We start from the raw sequence: 18,339 nt of genomic DNA, 5'->3' as shown, positions 1-18,339 counted from the left end.
GGCCCTTCAGAAGCCGCTCGCCGCGCACCGGGAGGTGCACACCGACCACCCGGAAGGATGCATTCCGATTCTGAGTACGATGCGGCCGGACGACCGTACGACCCGAGAGGCACCACCATGTCCGGCCCGAGAGCCACCGAGAGCCCCGCACCGCCCGACCCGTCGCGCCGGCCCTGGTGGCGGACGAACCGGGCCCGGGTCGGCTCCCTCGCCGCGATCCCCCTGCTGGGCCTGATCGCGCCCGGCCTCGGCGCGGCCGCGCTGATCGCGGCGCTGGTGCTGGTGTGGCGGGGCAGCCCGTGGCCGAAGGCGGGCAAGGTCGTGGCGACGGTCGCCGCGGCGGCGCTGCTCGGCTCGGTGACGCCCGAACCGGAGAAGGACGCGGCCCGGCAGGAGGCGGCGGACGCCGAGGCGGTGCGGCCGAGCACCCCCGCGCCGTCCTCGCCGTCACTGCCGACGCCGTCGCCACCGCCGCCGCGGCCGGCCCTGCCGGACCTGCGGGGCCAGACCCTCGACGTGGCGTTCGCGAAGGCGGGCGAGCGGGGCTACACGGTCGCCTACCACGACGCGTCCGACGAGGGGAAGGACATCATGGCCCGCTCCCTGTGGACGGTGTGCTTCCAGGAGGTCGGCGGGACGGGGGAGAGCCCGACGGTGGACTTTGCCGCCGTGCACACGGGCGACCCGTGCCCGGAGGCGGACGGCGCGCCCCTGCCGTGGCCGGTGATGCCCGAACTGGTGTGGAAGACGTGGGTGACCGCCCGCAAGGAGGTCCTCGCGCTGGGCGTGGACGAGGACAGGCTCCGCGCGGAGACGGCGTACCGCAACGACAAGCTGCCCGACGAGGGCGAGTACGACCACTGGCGGGTCTGCGCGCACGACCCGGCGCAGGGCGCGAGGGTCCCCCGGGACGAGTGGGTGACGCTGTACCTGTCCTCGCCGGACATCGCCTGCCCCGAGCCGGACCGGGGGACCGGCGGCGACGCGCGCCTGCCCGACCGGGACGAGGACGGCGACCCGGACTACCTCGACCCGTACCCGCGCGACCGCAACCGCACGTCGGACTGGCCGAACGGCTTCCCCGGCGGGTCGGACGGGTCGTCCGGCGGGTCGTCCGGGGGCGGCGACGGCTGGAGCCCGTGCCGGCACACCCGCTGGTGCTGACCCGGCACCGCCCGCCCGGCACGTGAGGCGGCCCGGCACGTGAAGCGGCCCGGCCGCCCCTGTGCGGGGCGGCCGGGCCGGGGTCGTACTCCCCCGCCCCGGTACGGGCGGGGCCGGGCGTCAGGCCTGCGGGGCCTCGCCCTTCTCGGCGTGCTTCTCCTTGATCCGCGCGGCCTCCTTGCGGACCTCCGCCTGCGTGGCCCGCTCCTTCTGCAGCCACTCGGGGTTCTCCGCCCGCAGGGCCTCGATCTGGTCGGTGGTGAGGGCCTCGGTGACCCCGCCGCGGGCGAGGCCCGAGATGGAGACACCGAGCCGGGCCGCGACCACGGGGCGGGGGTGCGGGCCGTTGCGCCGCAGCTCCCGCAGCCACTCGGGCGGGTCGGTCTGCAGGGCGTTCAGCTCGTCGCGCGAGACAACACCCTCCTGGAACTCTGCGGGGGTGGCCTCGAGGTAGACACCCAGCTTCTTCGCCGCGGTCGCGGGCTTCATCGTCTGGGTGGTGCGGTGCGACGTCATACGCCCAGGATATCGAGCATGTGCGCGGCTCCCGACCACGCCCGGTAACCTGGCCGGGTGACAGGCTCGGAAGCACCCTCCTCGTTCAGGCTCGCGTACGTCCCGGGTGTGACACCCGCGAAGTGGGTGCGGATCTGGCGGGAGCGGCTGCCGGAGGTGCCGCTGGACCTCGTCGCCGTGTCCGCCGCCGAGGCGCAGGACGCGCTGCGCCGCGGTGACGCGGACGCCGGTCTCGTCCGGCTCCCGGTCGACCGGACGGACCTCAGCGCCATCCCGCTGTACACCGAGACGACGGTGGTCGTGATCCCCAAGGACCACGTCATCGGCGCCGTCGACGAGGTGTCCGCCGACGACCTCGCCGACGAGATCGTGTTCCACCCGCTCGACGACACCCTCGACTGGGAGCGCCCGCCGGGGCGGCCCGCCTTCGAGCGCCCCGCCACGACGGCGGACGCCGTGGAACTGGTCGCCGCGAACGTGGGGCTGCTGGTCGTCCCGCAGTCGCTGGCCCGGCTGCACCACCGCAGGGACCTCACGTACCGGCCGGTCACGGGCGTACCGCAGTCGCGGGTGGCGCTGTCGTGGCCGGAGGAGCGGACGACGGACCGGGTGGAGGACTTCATCGGGATCGTCCGCGGGCGGACGGTGAACAGCACGCGCGGCCGCCGCCCGGCCGCCGGCGCGGAGGAACCGAAGGCCAAGCGCGCCGCCGGCGGCTCGGGAGCGGGCGGCACCCAGCGGCGGGGCGGCGGCGGGCAGCAGGCGGGGAAGACCCCGCGGCGCGGCTCCGGCACCACACAGGGCGCCCGCCGCGGCCGGCCGCGCCGCCGTTCCTGACCCCCTCCGGACCCCCCCCGCTTCTCCCCCTCCGGCACCCTTCCCCGGTGGCGGCAGGCCCCGGCCGCCCGCTCCGGCGGGCGCGTCCCGCCGGACCCGCCGCGGCGGCCGTCGCGCCGACCACCACGGGTGAGCGGGCGCGCACCGGCGCCGCCGATGTCCTCGCGGCCCCCGACCGGCCACCGGCGCGGAGGCGGGCCGCCCCCCATGGCCGGGCACCGGCCGAGCCTCCCCGCACCCGCCCTCGAGGCCGGACCCGACGCCCCCGGGACGCCGTGCGGGTTCCAGAAGGTGAACGCGGCCGCGCCGCCCCGCCCGGCCGCCGGGCTCTCACCAGACCCGCGGGACACATGAGTTACTCCGGTGCGACGCCTTGACGCCACCGCGTGACGCCACTTAAATCAAGCCTCAAGTTAAGCAGTGAGTCGCATTCAGGCAGTGAAGGAAGAGCGCACGGACCGCACGGACGCCTCCCCGCCTCCGTTCCGGCACCTCCCCTCGTCCGCCTCGCCCCGTGCCGCGCCCCCTCCGGCGGCGCCCCCCCCCTGGGAAGGAGCACCATGCGCAGCACCCGACGCGGAAGGCCCCGCCGCCTCGTGGCCTCACTGGTGGCCTGCGTCCTCGCGGCCGGCGCCCTCGTCGCCGCGGGACCCGGCACGGCGCAGGCCGCGAACGAGCGGGTCGACGTGTGGCTGACCACCACCTCGGACGCCGCGGGCCGGACCGTCACCCGAGGTCTCGCCCAGCAGGCGCCCCTCGCCTTCGGCCCCGCCGGCGGTACGGCCGCCCGTACGATCACCGTCGACGAGGGCACCACGTACCAGCGGTTCGAGGGCGGCGGCGCGTCCCTCACGGACACCACCGCCCACCTGCTGCGCGGCGGCCCCGTCAGCGCGGCCACCCGCGACACGGTGATGCGCAGGCTGTTCTCCCCCACGGAGGGCATCGGCCTGTCCTTCGTGCGCAATCCGATCGGCGCGTCCGACCTGTCGCGGCCCGGCCACGTGTCGCTCGACGACACCTGCTGCGACCTGGCCGACTTCGGGGCCAACGGCTACGACACCGACGTCCGGCTGCTCACCGCCCAGGCCAAGCGACTCAACCCGGCGCTCCGGGTGAAGGGCGTGCCGTGGAGCGCGCCCGGCTGGATGAAGGACAACGGCCGCATGGACCAGATGGGCCGGCTGAAGGGGGAGCACTACCCCACGTACGCCCAGTACCTGGTCAAGTACGTCCAGAGCTATCGGGCCGCCGGGGTGGAGGTCGACTACCTGTCGGTGCAGAACGAGCCGAACTGCTGCCGGGCGGACGACCCGACCGCGATGGACTACCCCGGCATGAGCTGGAACCCCTCCGGCCTGGTGGAGTTCACCAAGAACCACGTGTACCCGGCGTTCCGCGCGGCCGGCATCACCACCAAGGTGCTGGTGCACGACTGGAACTACGGCGACTACGCCGGCTTCGGCGCGGCGGTCCTGGCCGACCCGGGCGTCCGCGAGGACCCGCTGTTCGGCGGCATCGCGTGGCACGGCTACTTCGGCGACCCGGCGGTCGGCAGCCAGGTCCACGACCGATACCCGGCGGTGCGGCAGTTCAGCACCGAGCACTCCGGCGGCACCTGGATCGCCGACCAGCACGACGAGGACCTCGCCGACATCGTCGCCTACGCCCGCAACTGGAGCAGCAGCCTCGTCAAGTGGAGCCTGGCGCTCAACCAGCACATGGGCCCGCACAACGGCGGCTGCGGCACCTGCACCGGCCTGATCACCGTGCAGGAGGGCGGCCCGCGGGCCGGCCAGGTCGACTACACCGTCGAGTACTACACGACCGGCCACCTCACGAAGTTCGTCCGCCCCGGCGCGCACCGGATCGCCTCCACCGCCGACAGCACCGTCCGGAACGTCGCCTGGCGCAACCCGGACGGCTCGAAGGCGCTCATCGCCCACAACGGCGGCACGGGCGCGCAGTCGGTGCGGGTGGACTGGGGCGACCGGTCCTTCACGTACACCCTCCCGGCCCGCACCACCGCCACGTTCACCTGGACCGGCGCCCAGGGCGGCGGCCGGACCGGCGGCGCCCTCACCGGCCTGGCCGGCAAGTGCCTGGACGTCGCCGGCGGCGCGACCGCGGACGGCACGCCCGTGCAGCTGCACACCTGCAACGGCACGGCGGCGCAGCACTGGACGTTCGCGGCGGACGGCAGCGTACGGGCGCTCGGCAAGTGCCTCGACGTGACGGGCGGCTCCACCGCGGACGGCGCCCCGGCGCAGTTGTACGCGTGCAACGGGACCGGGGCGCAGCGCTGGGCGTACGACGCCGCCACCCGCGACCTGGTCAACCCGGCGGCCGACAAGTGCCTGGACGTCCGGGACCGCTCCCCGGCGGACGGCACCCGCACACAGATCTGGACCTGCACGGGCGGCGACAACCAGAAGTGGACCTTCGACGCCGCCTAACGCCCCTCCCCCACCCGAGCCGGACGAGCGCCGAAGGAGCCTCCATGCCCGGACACCACCCGCCCCACCCGCGCCGCGGGAGAACGAGGACGGCGGTCCTCGCGGCCACGGCCGTGCTCGCCGGCCTCCTCGCCGGCGCGCCGCCCAGCACCGCCGCCGACGATCCCGCGCCCGTCGCCGTGGACCGGTTCGAGGGCGAGGTGCCGTTCGCCGACCCGCCCGCCGACGGGATATTCACCTGGGGCAGCGACACCGACGACCGGCCCGCCCTGTCCCTCGCGCAGCGCCCCGACGCGCCCGAGGGGGCCAAGGTCCTGGAGGGCCGCTACGACATCAGCGGCTGGGGCGGCTTCAGCCACGAGTTCGCCACCGACCGCCCCGCGCGCGACTGGACCGCCCACCGGGGCGTCCGGTTCTGGTGGTACGGGCAGAACAAGGCGCCGCTGCCACCCGGTTCGGGCAGGCGGATCCACTTCGAGATCAAGGACGGCGGCACCAGCGGCGCCACGTCCGAGCTGTGGACGACGTCGTTCACCGACGACTGGGAGGGCTGGCACCTCGTCGAGATCCCGTTCTCCGACTTCGTCTACCGCGCCGACTACCAGCCGGTCGGCGGCATCGACCAGGTGCTCGGCCTGAACGCGATGTGGGGGTACGCCTTCACGCTGCCGCCCGGGTCGCCCGGCGCGTTCGCCGTCGACGGCGTGGAGCTGTACGGGAAGGCCGACCCGGCCGTCACCGCCCGGGTCGTCGCCGACGCCGCCGTCCACCCCGTCGGCGAGGGCGGCACCGCGCGCGTGAGGCTCTCCGTCGCCACCACCGGGTCGGGGCCGCTCACCGAGCCGGTCACCGTCGCGTACAGCACCGGCGGCGGCTCCGCCCGGCCCGGCGAGGACTTCACGCCGGTCTCGGGCACGTTCACCTTCCCCGCCGGCACGCCGTCCGGGGAGTCCCGCACGGTGGCCGTGCCGACCCTGCGCGACGGCGCGGCGGAGGCCGCCGAGACGGTCCCGCTGCGGCTGACCGTCGCCGGCGCCAAGCCGCCGGCCGAGGACCCGCAGGTGGTCGTGGACGCGCACGGCCTGCCGTACCTCGACGCGCGCCTGCCGGTGAAGAGGCGCGTGGCGGACCTGGTGTCGCGGATGACGCTCGCCGAGAAGGCCGGGCAGATGACGCAGGCCGAGCGCAACGCGCTCGCGTCGCAGGGCGACATCGCCTCCCACGCGCTCGGGTCGCTGCTCTCCGGCGGCGGTTCGGTGCCCACCCCGAACACGCCCGAGGCGTGGGCGCGGATGGTCGACGCGTACCAGCTGCGCACCCGGGCGACCCGCTTCCAGATCCCGCTGATCTACGGCGTGGACGCGGTGCACGGGCACAACAACGTCGTCGGCGCGACGATCATGCCGCACAACATCGGCATCGGCGCCGGGCGCGACCCGGAGCTGGCGCGGCGCACCGGGGCGGTCACCGCGAAGGAGGTCCGCGCCACCGGTGTCCCGTGGGACTTCGCGCCGTGCCTGTGCGTGACCCGCGACGAGCGGTGGGGGCGCTCGTACGAGTCGTTCGGCGAGGACCCGGCGCTGGTCACCGCCATGGCGACGGTCATCGACGGCATGCAGGGCCGGGCCTCGGGCGAGGACCTGGACCGCAACGACAAGGTGCTGGCCAGCGCCAAGCACTTCGTCGGCGACGGCGGTACGGCCTTCGGCTCGTCGTCCACCGGCTCGTACACGACCGACCAGGGCGTCACCCGGGTCACCCGCGAGGAGCTGGAGGCGGTGCACCTGGCGCCGTTCGCGGAGGCGGTGCGGCGGGGCACGGGCACGGTGATGCCGTCGTACTCGTCGCTGGACGTCATCGGGGACGACGCGGGCCCGGTGAAGATGCACGCCGACGCCGCGATGATCAACGGTGTGCTGAAGGGCCGGATGGGCTTCGAGGGCTTCGTGATCAGCGACTGGCAGGCCATCGACCAGATACCCGGCGACTACCCGAGCGACGTGCGCACGTCGGTCAACGCCGGACTCGACATGATCATGGTGCCGACGAACTACCGGGACTTCACCCGCATCCTCCGGGAGGAGGTGACGGCGGGCCGGATCAGCGGGGCGCGGATCGACGACGCGGTGTCGCGGATCCTGACGCAGAAGTTCCGGCTCGGCCTGTTCGAGAAGCCGTACGCCGACACGACGCACCTCGCGGAGGTCGGCTCCCCGGCGCACCGCGCGGTCGCGCGGGAGGCGGTCGCGAAGTCGCAGGTGCTGCTGAAGAACGACGGCGGCGTGCTGCCGCTGAAGGCGTCTCAGAAGGTGTACGTGGCGGGGTCCAACGCCGACGACCTGGGCAACCAGGCCGGTGGCTGGACCATCAGCTGGCAGGGCTCCTCCGGCCGGATCACCACCGGCACGACGATCCTGGAGGGCATGCGCAGGGCGGCGCCGGACGCGGAGGTCACGTACTCCGAGGACGCGTCGGCGGACCCGGCGGGCCACGACGTGGGGGTGGTCGTCGTCGGTGAGACCCCGTACGCGGAGGGCGTCGGTGACGTCGGCAACGGCCACGACCTGGAGCTGTCCCCCGCCGACAAGGCGGCCGTGGACAAGGTGTGCGCGGCGATGCGGTGCGCGGTCCTCGTCGTCTCCGGGCGGCCGCAGCTCGTCGGGGACCGGCTCGGCGCCGTCGACGCGCTGGTGGCGTCGTGGCTGCCGGGCACGGAGGGCGAGGGCGTCGCGGACGTCCTGTACGGCAGGCGGCCGTTCACCGGGCAGCTGCCCGTGACGTGGCCGAAGTCGGAGGCGCAGCTGCCGCTGAACGTCGGGGACGCGGTGTACGACCCGCAGTTCCCGTACGGCTGGGGGCTCACCACCCTGGCGAAGCCCGTGCGGGGCGGTGAGTCCGCGCTGAAGGCCCTCGCCGCCGGCGCCCGGGCCCTGGAGGCGGCCGGGCGCGGCACGTCCCCGGCGGCGCGGAAACTGGTCGGCACGGCGCGGCTGATCGTCCAGCAGAAGATGGCCGGCGGCATCACGGCGGCGTCCGCGAAGCCGTTCGCGGAGGCGGACCGGCTGCTGCTCCGGGGCGAGCCGTCGGCCGCGGTGGGCCGGCTGACGGCCGCGTACCGGGCCGCCTGACCCCCTCCCGCCCGTCCGGGGTGCCGCCCGCCGGGGCGGCACCCCGGACTCCGTCGTGCCGGGGCCCGGGGCCCGGTCAGTCGCGGAGCAGGGCGCAGACGAAGTCCTCCTGCAGTGCGCGCGTGCGGGCCAGGAGCGCGGCGTCCAGGGGGATCTGGCTGGTGGCGGAGAACGTGAGGGAGCGGGTGCCGTCGGGGGTGGCGGCGGCGAGCTGGGTGTAGCCGGGGGTGTTGCCGGTGTGGCCGTACACGACCCCGCAGCGGGTGGTGTAGCGGAAGATCGCCAGTCCGGCGTCGTTGGCGCCGGGGCCGGGGGGCTGGGAGGCGCCGCCGGGGACGAAGGTCCGCTGGGCGCGGCGGGTCGCGTCGGACAGGAGGGCGCCGGACGCGTGGGCGCGGATGAAGGCGCCGAGGTCGGCGGGGGTGGAGACGATGCCGCCCGACGCCCAGCTGCCGGACGCGCCGATGGCCTCGCTGACGTCCTCGGGCGGTGCGGGCGGGTCGACGGCGTACCCGTGCAGGTAGGGCTCGGGGAGGCGGTGCCCCTGCGGCAGGTGGGTGTCGCGCAGGCCGAGGGGCCGGTACACGAGTTGTTCGAGGAGGGTCTCGTAGCGGCGGCCGGTCACGGCCTCGGCCATGAGGGCGACGGCGATGTTGTCGGAGTTGGAGTAGGCGTACCGGCTGCCGGGGGCGAAGCGCAGGCCCTGGTCGGCGACGAAGTCGAGGAGGCGGCGCGAGTCGAAGCGGTGCCGGGGGTCCTCGGTGATGATCGCGAGGAACTCCGGGGAGGCGCTGAAGTCGGGCAGGCCGCTGGTGTGGGCGAGGAGCTGGCGCAGGGTGACGGGGTGCCAGGCGGCGGGGAGGGCGGGCAGGACGCGGCCGATGGTGTCGTCGAGGCGCAGCCGCCCCTCGTCGACGAGGCGCAGGGCGACGGCTCCGCTGAACGCCTTGGCGACGCTGGCGATCCGCATGTGGTCGTGGATCCGGGGCGGGCGGCCGGTGCGGAGGTCGGCGGTCCCGGCCCGGTACACCTCGGTGCGGCCTCCCCGGCCCGCTCCGCCGCCGTCGCGGGTGCCGGTGCGGGCGGCGGCACCCGCGGCGCGGGGGCCGGTACCGGCGGCGGTGCGGGTGCCGGTGCGGTGGAGGACGACGATGGCGCCGGGCGGGCCGCCGGGGGTGGCGACGAGCTGTTCCAGCCGGCGCTGGAGCGCCGCGTCGGGTGCGGGCGCGGGCGTGGGCGCGGTGGCGGCCCGGGCGGGGTGGAGCGCGGGCGCCATGCCCGCCACGAGGACCAGGGCCGCCGCGGCGGCCGTCCGGGCGGCGGCGCGGGGGCGTGCGGTGCGCGTGGGCACGTCGTACCTCCTGTCGGCGGCACGCCGGGCGGGGCGCGGCGGCGTGGCTGCCTCCACCTTCGGTCGGGACGGCGGCCGGGGCCCTGTCGGGGTGCTCCATCCGGAGCCGTCCGCGCCGCCTGCCGCTCCGACGGACCCGCCCCGGCGGACCGGACCGGTCCGCCGGGGTGGCACCTCGTCAGCGCCCGGAGGCGGTGAGCTCCTTCCAGCTGCGCTCCCACGAGCGCATCAGCTGCGGATAGACGATCAGGTGCCGGAAGGGTGCGACGGCGGCCATGTAGGCGGTGCCGAGCCGCCCGTTCGTCTTCACCAGGACGGCCATCCGGCCGCGGTGGCCACCGGAGCCGTCGGGCACCCAGCTCAGGTGCATGACGGAGTGGACCGTGCGGTTGGCCATCTCGGCCGCCCACTCGTCGTCCGTCAGGTACAGCGCCGAGAACGGCTTCCCGGTCGGCGGACCCGTCGGCCGGCCCCGCAGGTCGTCCGGGAGGCGCTCCGCCAGCGACGGGACCCGCGCGCCGACGCCGTCCTCCTCCCCGTCCCAGCCGAACAGGGCGCCGAGCTTCTCCCTGACCGCCCAGAGGAAGCGGACCGGCAGGGACGAGTCCTCCGGGAAGCCGCCGGACCAGATCGCCTCCAGCAGGCGCGGGAAGTCGTCCGGGCCGCCGGAGGCCGGAAGCTCCCAGACGTCCTCGAGTGTGAAGTCGTGCGCGATCCCGTGGATGCGCCAGGGGCGGGAGGTGTGGGCCTCGGGTGCCAGCTTCATGTCGGAACCCCCATTCCATACGCTGGTGTACGGATGACACTACCCCCGTCCATACGCCTGCGTATAGGCGGGTCGACAGAAGGATGAGGACACCGTGGCCGTGGCCCGCACACCTCGCGGCAAGTGGATCGAAGAAGGGCTGCGGGCCCTCGCCGAGGGCGGCCCGCAGGCCGTCCGCGTGGAGGCGCTCGCGCAGGCCCTGGGGGTCACCAAGGGCGGCTTCTACTGGCACTTCGGCGATCGGGACACCCTGCTCCGCGAGATGCTCGACACCTGGGAGGAGGAGGTCACCGCCGAGGTGATCGAGCGGGTCGAGAGCGGCGGCGGGGACGCGCGGACCCGGCTGCTGCGGCTGGCCGACGTCGTCCCGGGGCTGACGACCGACATCCACACCGACCTCGCGGTCCGCGACTGGGCGCGGCGCGACGAGGCGGTGGCACGGCGGCTGCGGCGGGTGGACACGCGACGCATGGACTACCTGCGCGCGCTGTTCTCGGAGTTCTGCCCGGACGAGGAGGAGGCGGAGGCGCGAAGCATGATCGCCTTCTCGGTGTGGATCGGCGGCCACCTCATCGCCGCGGAGCACCCGGGCCGGGACCGCGAGGAGGTGGAGCGGCTCGTGTGGGAGCGGCTGCGGGCGTAGTCCGGCGCAGCCGGGCACCGGGAGGGGGCGGCGGGTGCCCCGGGAGGGGGCGGCGGGCACGCCGGAAGGCGGCGGGCACGCCGGGAGAGGGGCGGGCGCGGTCAGTACCGCCCGGTCTCGACGACCTCCGTGATCTCCGCCTCCGGTCCGACCGCCACCGTCACGCGGGTCCACAGCTCCCGCAGCCGCGCCAGCATGTCCTCGGCCCGCTCCAGGTCGTCGAAGTCGAGGTCGATCATGACCCGGCCGGGGTCCGCGACCGGCCGCATCACGCGGTAGCCCCGGACGCCGGCGGCGCCGCGGCCCAGCGGGTCGCCGTCGAACGCCTGCTTCCAGGCGGCGTAGTCGGGGACCGCGTGCTCGACGCGCAGGACGTACATCGTCGGCTCCTCTCGCCGCTCCCCCCTCCCAGTCGACCACCGGACGGGCCGCGGTGCGCGCCGGGCGGGCCGCGGCGCCGAGACCGGTGATATAGCCGATGCCCCGCGCCCCGGCGCGCCGCCACAGTGACACCGCCACACACCGGCGGGTCACCCACCCCCGGGGCGGTGCGCCGGGGCCGGCCGGCCGCGCGCCCTCCGCCCCGGGGTCCCGCCACGACGGAGAGGACGACTTTGTCGTGCACCAGAACCCCCACACCAAGCGCAGGACCCGTTCGCTGAGCAGCGCCCTCGCGGCGGTCGCGGTCGTCGTCGGCCTCGGTCTCGGACCGACGCCCGGCGCGCACGCCGCGGACAACCCGTACGAGCGCGGCCCCGCGCCCACCAACGCCAGCATCGAGGCGGTGCGCGGCCCGTACGCCGTCTCGGAGACCACCGTCTCCTCGCTGTCGGTGACCGGCTTCGGCGGAGGGACGATCTACTACCCGACGAGCACGAGCGACGGGACGTTCGGCGCCATCGCCGTCTCCCCGGGCTACACCGGCACCCAGTCGTCGATCGCCTGGCTGGGCCCGCGACTGGCCTCGCAGGGGTTCGTCGTGTTCACCATCGACACCAACACCACGCTCGACCAGCCCGACAGCCGGGGCCGCCAGCTGCTCGCCGCGCTGGACTACCTGACGCAGCGCAGCAGCGTCCGCGGCCGCGTCGACGCCACCCGCCTCGGCGTGATGGGCCACTCCATGGGCGGCGGCGGCAGCCTGGAGGCGGCGAAGAGCCGTCCGTCCCTCCAGGCGGCCGTCCCGCTGACGCCGTGGAACCTGGACAAGACCTGGCCCGAGCTGCGGACGCCGACCCTGATCGTGGGCGCCGACGGGGACACCATCGCCCCGGTGTCCAGCCACGCGGAGCCGTTCTACGAGAACCTGCCGTCGTCGCTGGACCGGGCCTACCTGGAGCTGAACGGGGCCTCGCACTTCTCCCCGAACACCTCGAACACGACGATCGCGAAGTACAGCATCTCGTGGCTGAAGCGGTTCATCGACAACGACACCCGCTACGAGCAGTTCCTGTGCCCGCTGCCGCGGCCGAGCCTCACCATCGAGGAGTACCGGGGCAACTGCCCGCACACCTCCTGACCCCCGGGCCCGGCAGGGCCCTGCCTCCTCCGGCGGCCGCGCCCTCCACGCGCGGCCGCCGGTCGTGCGACCGGGCAGCGGCACAGAACCCGCGGGCCGCGCCCTGGGCACCGGCCCAACCCGGCGGCGTCGGCGCAGGCGGGAGGGGGTGGGCGGCGGGCGGCGGCCGCACACCGGGTAACGGACCGATGCCTTCCGGACCGGGGCGCGGGTCACTACCGTCCCGGGGATGACCGTAGAACCGACCCTCGAACGACCTTCCCGCGTGCACGGCCGGGACGTGGAACTGCGGTCCGTCGCCGCCGCGCTGGACGCACCGCGCCACGGCGGAGGCGGGCTGCTGCTGGTGACCGCCGACCCCGGCCTGGGCCGCACGGCGCTCCTGGACCACGCCGCCGCGTCCTTCACCGCGGGCCCGGTCCTGCGGACGGCGGCGACGCCGGGCGACAGCGGCGCCCCGGGCAGCGGCCTGCGCGCCCTGTACGACGCCCTGGCCCGGCGCGGATCGCCGTACGGGGCGGGCGGGGACGCCGCCCCCGCCGGTCCGCCGGCCGCCGGCCCCCTGGCGGCGGCGCTGCGGGCGGCGTCCGCCTCCGGGCCGCTGCTGCTCTGCGTCGACGACGCGCACCTGTGGGACGAGCCGTCCCGGCGCACGCTCGCCGCCCTCCTGCGGGACGTCCGGCCGGCGGGCCCGGTGGCGGTGCTCGTGACGGCCGTGCGGCGGCACCCGGGGAGCCGGGACTTCGCGGGGCTGCCGTCCGTCGTCCTCGGGCCGCTGTCGCGCGGTGCGGCGGCGGCCGTGGTGGACGACCTGGCGGCCGGGCCCGTCGACGCCTCCGTACGGGAGGAGCTGGTGACCGAGGCGGAGGGGAACCCCGCCCTCCTCGCCTTCCTCGTGGAGCGCCTGTCGGCGGCGCAGCTGGCCGGCCGCGCGCCGCTGCCGCGGCCGCTGGTGGACGCGGCGGCGCTGACCCGGGTGGTGCGCCCCGGGCCCGCCGAACTCCCCGAGGAACTGGGCGACCTGCTGCTGCTGGTCGCGGCCGCCTCACAAGGCGACCCGGACGGCGGCACGGCCGACGCCGCGCTCGTCCAGGACGCCGCGCGGCGCTCGGGGCTGCCGGGGTCCGCGCTCGCCGCGGCGGAGGCGGCCGGGCTGGTCGGCTGGGCGGGGGGCCGCATCGCCTGCGCCACCCCGGCGCTGCGCAGGGCCGTGTACGCGGAGGCGCCGCCCGCCCGGCGGCGGGCGGCGCACGGGGCGCTCGCCCTGGCGCTGGACGCGGGCCGCCACCCGCTGGCCCGCCTGACCCACACGGCGCTGTCCGTGCGGGGCCCCGACCCCCACCTGGCGGCGGCGCTCGCCGCCGAGGCGACCCGGGGCGACGTCCGCCACCCGCCCCGCGAGCGGTCCTCGGCACTGGTGCGCGCGGCGGAGCTGACGGTCGGGACGAGCGCGCGCGTGGAGCGCCTGACGGCCGCGGCCGACCAGGCCCGGCTGGCGGGCGCGCCGGGGCGGGCGCGGGAGCTGCTGGCCTCGGCGCGGGCGGCGGGCGGGCACGACGCGGTGCGGGGCCGGGTCGAACTGGTCGACGGGGTCCTGGCGTCGGACGACGGACCGGTGGCCGACGCCCACGAGGCCCTGCGCGCCGCCGCGGCGCTGCTCGCCCCCTACGACCCCGGGCACGCCACGGCGGCCCGCCTGGCCGCGGCGGACGCGGCCTGGGCGGCCGGCGACGTGGCGGCGTGCCTGGCGTCCCTGGACGCCGTCGCGGTGAGCGCGTCCGACGACGACGCGACGCCGCCGGAGCACGGGGCGGGAAGCGGGGAGGAGTACCTGGCCGGCCTGCGGGCCGCGCTCCGCGGGCGGCTGGACCTGGCGCGGACTCCCCTGCGGCGCACCGTCGAGCGGGCCGGGGCCGACGACGCCGATGTGGCGCTCCTGCTGCGGGCCGGCGCCGCGGCGCTGCTGATCGGAGACGTGGCCGCGTCCTGCCGGGTGAGCGCGCGGGCGCTCGCGGTGGCCCGGGCGGAGGGGTCGGCCGCGTCGGTGCCGCGGGCGCTGGAGTACCTGGCGTACGCCGAGCTGAGGGCGGGCCGGCACGCGCGGGCGCGCGCCCACGCCGAGGAGGGGCTGCGGGCCGCGCACCGGTCCGGGCAGCACAACGTGGCCGCGCACCTCCACGCCGTGCTGGCGCTGGCCCTGTCGGTCGAGGGCGACGAGCCGGGGGTCGCCGCGCACGCCGCGAGCGCCCTGGACACCGCGCGGCGGCACGGGCTGGCGCAGGCGGCCGCACTGGCGCAGTGGGCGTCGGCGCGCACCGACCTGAGCCGGGGCCGGGTGCCGGAGGCCGCCGCGCGGCTCCGCCCGGTCGTGCGGTCGGGGCCGAGGGGCGGGCACTTCGCGGTACGCGTCCTGGCGCTGCCCTGCTACGTGGAGGCGACGGCGTTCGCCGGCCAGCCCGGCGCGGCCCGCGCGGCCGTCGAGGAGTTCGCCGTGTGGGCGTCGCTGGGGGCCGACCCGCAGGCGCCCGCCCAGCTGGCGCGGTGCCGGGCGCTGCTGGACCCGGCGGAGGCGGGTGACTGGTACGAACGGGCGCTGTACCGCCACGAGGTGGCGAGCGGGGAGTTCGAGCGGGCCAGGACGCTGCTGCTGTACGGGAAGTGGCTGCGCCGGCAGCGCCGGCCGCGTGAGGCCGGGGACCGGCTGCGCGAGGCGCTGATCGCCTTCGAGCAGTGCGGGGCCCGGGGCTGGGCGGAGCAGGCCGACAGCGAACTGCGGGCGGCGGGCAGCGCCCCGCGCAGCAGGCCCGAGGGCGGCCTGTCGCGGCTGACGGCCCAGCAGCTGCGCATCGCCCGCCTGGTGGCCGAGGGGGCCACCAACCGCGAGGTGGCGGTGCGCCTGTCGCTCAGCCCGCGCACGGTCGACCACCACCTGCGCAACGTCTTCGCCGCGCTGGGCGTCCGGTCGCGGGTGGACCTGGCCCGGATCGTCGACCGGGCGCACCCGGCGGATTCCGGCGGGTCCGCGGAACCGACCCGTGCACACCCCTAGGGACCGACTGGACGGTATGCCATTCTTCCTGGGCGGCAGGGGCCCCGCCGGCCCCCGAACCGACCGACCTCGGGGAGGGACACCATGCGCAACGCCGTACGACCACGCGTTCCGGCACCACCGCGGGAGCCGCGCGCCGTACCGTTCCCCGCCGCGAGGACCGGTACGGGGCGCGGGGCGGCCCTCGCGGTGGTGCACCGGGCGGCCCGCGCCCTCCTGGACGACCTGCCGGACCTCACCGACCGCCTGGTCGCCCTCCTGCGGGAGAGGGAACCGGCCTACCGGGCGGCCCTGGAGGCCGACCCGGGCCAGACCTGGCAGGAGGCGCACCGCTCGCTGCGGCACGGCGTCGCCGCGCTGCTCGACCCGCGGACCGCGCGGGAGACGGCGCGCCGCTCCTCGTGGCGGGTCGGGGCCGCGCGCGCCGAGCAGGGCATGCCGCCGGACGCCCTGCTGCGCGCGTTCCGGCTGGGCGGGTCGCTCGTGTGGGAGGCGCTGGTCGAGGAGACCTCGCGCGAGGCGCCCGAGGACGTACGGCTGCTGGTGCACGTGGCCGGCGACGTGTGGGACTTCGTCGACGAGCACTGCGCGCTGGTCGCCGAGGCCTACCGGCAGGTGGAGCGGCAGCTGACGTGGCGGCGCGAGAACCGGCTGCGGCTGGTGGCCGGCGCGCTCCTCGACGGCGCGACCCGGATCGCGGACCTGCCGGAGGCGGCGGCCGCGCTGGGGCTGCCGGAGCGGGGCCGGTACGCGGTCGTCGCCGTCGCGGCCGGCGGGCGGGCGGGCGCCCCCGCGGGTGGGCCGCCGGGGGCGGACGCGGCGCCGGGCCCGCGGGTGCACTGGCACGTCGGGGCGGACGCCGAGTACGGCATCGTCCTCGTCGAGGAGGGCGACGGCGCGGGCGGCCTCCCCGGCGGCCCGGCCGCGCTCGCGCGGCGGCTGGGCGGCGCCGGCACCCGCGTCGGGGTGGGGACGGTGGTGGAGGGCCTCGCCTCGGTGGGGGAGGCGCGGCGGCTGGCGGACACCGCGCTGCGCATCTGCCCCGAGGGCGGCGGGACCGTCCTGCTCGACGACCACCTGCCCGCCGCCCTCCTCGTCTCCGCGCCGGAACTGGGCGCGTCGCTCGCCGAGCGGGTCCTCGGCCCGCTGCTGCGCCTCGCCCCGGCCGACCGCGACCTGCTGCTGGACACGCTGGCCGCCTGGCTGGAGTGCGACGGCTCGGCGCGCCGCGCCGGCGCCCTCCTGTACTGCCACCGCAACACGGTCCTCAACCGGTTGCGCCGCTGCGAGCAGTTGACCGGCCGCTCCCTGGGCCGCCCCGCCGACCTGGTGGAGCTGACGCTGGCGCTCAGCGCCCGGCGCCTGCTCCTCCACCGGGCCCCGTAGGACCCGGGGGTGGCGCCGGGCGGATCGGGCCGGGGCCGTCGTACCCGGCGACGGGGCGCCGCGGCGCCGGCCGCGCGGTCCCCGTCTCCCCGTGCCCGCGCGGGCGGACCGCCGGGCGGGTGCCCGGGGGCCGCACCGGCCTCACCGCCGCGCGGGGGCGGGCGTGGTGAAGGGCCGCGGCTCGGCCGCCGTGGGCAGCGCCGTGAGCGCCGGGGCGGGCGCGGGCTCCGCCGTGCGGGCGGGGGCCGCCGCGCGCGGGGCGTCCGCGAGGGCGCCCTCGACGTGGCGGAGCATCGCCGCGTCGATCGCGTGGGGTTGCGGGTAGCCGTCGTCGCCGATGCTCTGGTACTTCATCCGGTTGATGCCGATCGCGACCTGCCGGCGGCCGTCCTCCGTGGACAGCGCCCACGTGCCGGCGCCGAAGACCCCGCCGTCGTGGCCCCAGTACCAGCGGCCGTCGGACAGCTTCGTCGTGTACAGGCCGAGGCCGTAGCGCATGCCGACCTCCTGGCCGGGCGGCGCCTCGTACGTGGGGACGGTGGTCTTCATCGCGCGCAGCTCGGCGGGGCCGAGGATCCGGCCGGTCAGGAGCTGCCGGTAGAAGGAGTCGAGGTCGTCCATGGTGGACACGAGGGACCCGGCCACGCCGGCCCAGGACATGTCGTAGACGCTGTAGTCGCGGGCGGGGTCGATGAAGCCGTACATCGACTCGTACATCCTGGAGTGCGGCCCGGTCAGACGGGGCGTGCGGGGGAAGTACGTGTGGCGCAGCCCGGCCTTGCGGATGACGTTGCGGGTGATGTACTCCTCCGGCTCCTGGCCGGTGACCTCGCGGAGCAGCAGCCCGGCGATGACGTAGTTGGTGTTGGAGTAGGCGTACGTGCCGCGCGGCACGGGCGAGGGGGCGGCGAGCCCGAGGCGGACGAGCTCCTCGGGTTCGAAGTGGCGGAAGCGGCCGGCGTCGAGGGCCTTGCCGGGGTCCTCCTGCAGGCCGGGGAAGGCGCCGAGCACGTGGTCGCCGAGGCCGCTGGTGTGGTTGAGCAGCATCCGGACCGTGATGAGGCGGCCCCGCTCGCCGGGGACGAGGTCGGGCAGGTAGCGGCCTATCGGCGCGTCGAGGTCGACGCGGCCCTCGTGGACCTGCTGGAGGACGGCGACGGCGGTGAAGGTCTTGGTGATGCTGCCGACGCGGTGTTGGAAACCGGGCCGCACGGGGCGCTTCGTGTCGACGTCGGCGTAGCCGGCGGCGCCGCGCCAGTGTGACGAGCCGTCACGGACGGCGGAGTACGTGCCGTACATGCCGGCTTGGTGGAGGGCGTCGAGGGAGGCGCGCAGCGCCTCGCGGTCGAGGCCGCGGCCCTGGCGCTCGGCGACGGCCGCGGTGATCGTCGCGGGGGCGGCCTGGGCGGGCAGCGTGCCGGCGGCCAGCGGCAGCAGGACGGCGCTCGACGTGACGGCGGCGAGGCGCAGCCCGCGGCGGGCGGGGCGCGACGAGAGGTCCATGGGCACTCCTGCGAGGGTCGG

General features: G+C 76.6%; 13 protein-coding genes. 8 read left to right on the top strand and 5 right to left on the bottom strand.

All coding sequences use genetic code 11. The annotated features are described in order from the left end of the window. Positions 1 to 117 precede the first annotated feature (117 nt). The gene (locus IE106_RS04710) at positions 118 to 1,164 is read left to right on the top strand and encodes a PASTA domain-containing protein (protein WP_189530142.1); all 1,047 of its coding nucleotides are present in this window, start codon (positions 118 to 120) and stop codon (positions 1,162 to 1,164) included. 120 nt (positions 1,165 to 1,284) lie between these two features. Here the strand turns inward: IE106_RS04710 and IE106_RS04705 are convergent, their stop codons facing one another. Further along, positions 1,285 to 1,680, bottom strand: coding sequence for a DUF5997 family protein (locus IE106_RS04705; protein ID WP_189530140.1), 396 nt, complete (start codon positions 1,678 to 1,680; stop codon positions 1,285 to 1,287). A gap of 57 nt (positions 1,681 to 1,737) precedes the next feature. Here IE106_RS04705 and IE106_RS04700 point away from each other — a divergent pair, with 57 nt between their 5' ends. The 3 genes from IE106_RS04700 to IE106_RS04690 all read left to right on the top strand — a co-directional run bounded on the left by IE106_RS04700 (position 1,738) and on the right by IE106_RS04690 (position 8,101). Then, the gene (locus IE106_RS04700; RefSeq protein ID WP_189530138.1) at positions 1,738 to 2,517 is read left to right on the top strand and encodes a LysR family substrate-binding domain-containing protein; all 780 of its coding nucleotides are present in this window, start codon (positions 1,738 to 1,740) and stop codon (positions 2,515 to 2,517) included. 560 nt (positions 2,518 to 3,077) lie between these two features. Continuing rightward, entirely contained in the window at positions 3,078 to 4,973 is a 1,896-nt protein-coding gene (locus tag IE106_RS04695; RefSeq protein ID WP_189530135.1) for a ricin-type beta-trefoil lectin domain protein, read from the top strand. A 44-nt stretch (positions 4,974 to 5,017) separates the two neighbouring features. Next, complete coding sequence (locus IE106_RS04690; RefSeq protein WP_189530133.1) at positions 5,018 to 8,101, top strand: glycoside hydrolase family 3 protein; 3,084 nt, start codon at positions 5,018 to 5,020, stop codon at positions 8,099 to 8,101. 76 nt (positions 8,102 to 8,177) lie between these two features. On the opposite strand, the gene IE106_RS04685 is transcribed toward IE106_RS04690, so the two are convergent. Next, the gene (locus tag IE106_RS04685; RefSeq protein ID WP_373295901.1) at positions 8,178 to 9,452 is read right to left on the bottom strand and encodes a serine hydrolase domain-containing protein; all 1,275 of its coding nucleotides are present in this window, start codon (positions 9,450 to 9,452) and stop codon (positions 8,178 to 8,180) included. A 178-nt stretch (positions 9,453 to 9,630) separates the two neighbouring features. Then, on the bottom strand, positions 9,631 to 10,218 hold the full coding sequence (locus IE106_RS04680; protein WP_189530131.1) for a DUF2867 domain-containing protein: 588 nt from the start codon (positions 10,216 to 10,218) through the stop codon (positions 9,631 to 9,633). 94 nt (positions 10,219 to 10,312) lie between these two features. Here IE106_RS04680 and IE106_RS04675 point away from each other — a divergent pair, with 94 nt between their 5' ends. After that, a complete protein-coding gene (locus tag IE106_RS04675) occupies positions 10,313 to 10,861 on the top strand; it encodes a TetR/AcrR family transcriptional regulator (RefSeq protein WP_189530129.1) in 549 nt (182 codons plus the stop codon). 101 nt (positions 10,862 to 10,962) lie between these two features. Here IE106_RS04675 and IE106_RS04670 read toward each other — a convergent pair whose 3' ends face one another. Further along, complete coding sequence (locus IE106_RS04670) at positions 10,963 to 11,241, bottom strand: hypothetical protein (RefSeq protein WP_189530127.1); 279 nt, start codon at positions 11,239 to 11,241, stop codon at positions 10,963 to 10,965. Positions 11,242 to 11,480: 239 nt separating this feature from the next. Here IE106_RS04670 and bdeA point away from each other — a divergent pair, with 239 nt between their 5' ends. The 3 genes from bdeA (at position 11,481) to IE106_RS04655 (ending at position 16,815) form a co-directional block, all read left to right on the top strand. Further along, the gene (gene bdeA, locus IE106_RS04665) at positions 11,481 to 12,380 is read left to right on the top strand and encodes a bis(hydroxyethyl) terephthalate hydrolase (RefSeq protein ID WP_189530125.1); all 900 of its coding nucleotides are present in this window, start codon (positions 11,481 to 11,483) and stop codon (positions 12,378 to 12,380) included. A gap of 229 nt (positions 12,381 to 12,609) precedes the next feature. Next, a complete protein-coding gene (locus IE106_RS04660) occupies positions 12,610 to 15,429 on the top strand; it encodes a helix-turn-helix transcriptional regulator (protein ID WP_189530123.1) in 2,820 nt (939 codons plus the stop codon). 84 nt (positions 15,430 to 15,513) lie between these two features. Further along, a complete protein-coding gene (locus tag IE106_RS04655; RefSeq protein WP_189530121.1) occupies positions 15,514 to 16,815 on the top strand; it encodes a PucR family transcriptional regulator in 1,302 nt (433 codons plus the stop codon). 141 nt (positions 16,816 to 16,956) lie between these two features. Here the strand turns inward: IE106_RS04655 and IE106_RS04650 are convergent, their stop codons facing one another. Further along, a complete protein-coding gene (locus IE106_RS04650; protein WP_189530119.1) occupies positions 16,957 to 18,318 on the bottom strand; it encodes a serine hydrolase domain-containing protein in 1,362 nt (453 codons plus the stop codon). Positions 18,319 to 18,339 lie beyond the last annotated feature (21 nt).

It is taken from the genome of Streptomyces roseolilacinus (assembly GCF_014649335.1).
GTDB classification, from domain to species: Bacteria; Actinomycetota; Actinomycetes; order Streptomycetales; family Streptomycetaceae; genus Streptomyces; species Streptomyces roseolilacinus.
Note: the sequence above shows the minus strand (reverse complement) of the source record. Positions and strands in the feature narration are given on the sequence as shown.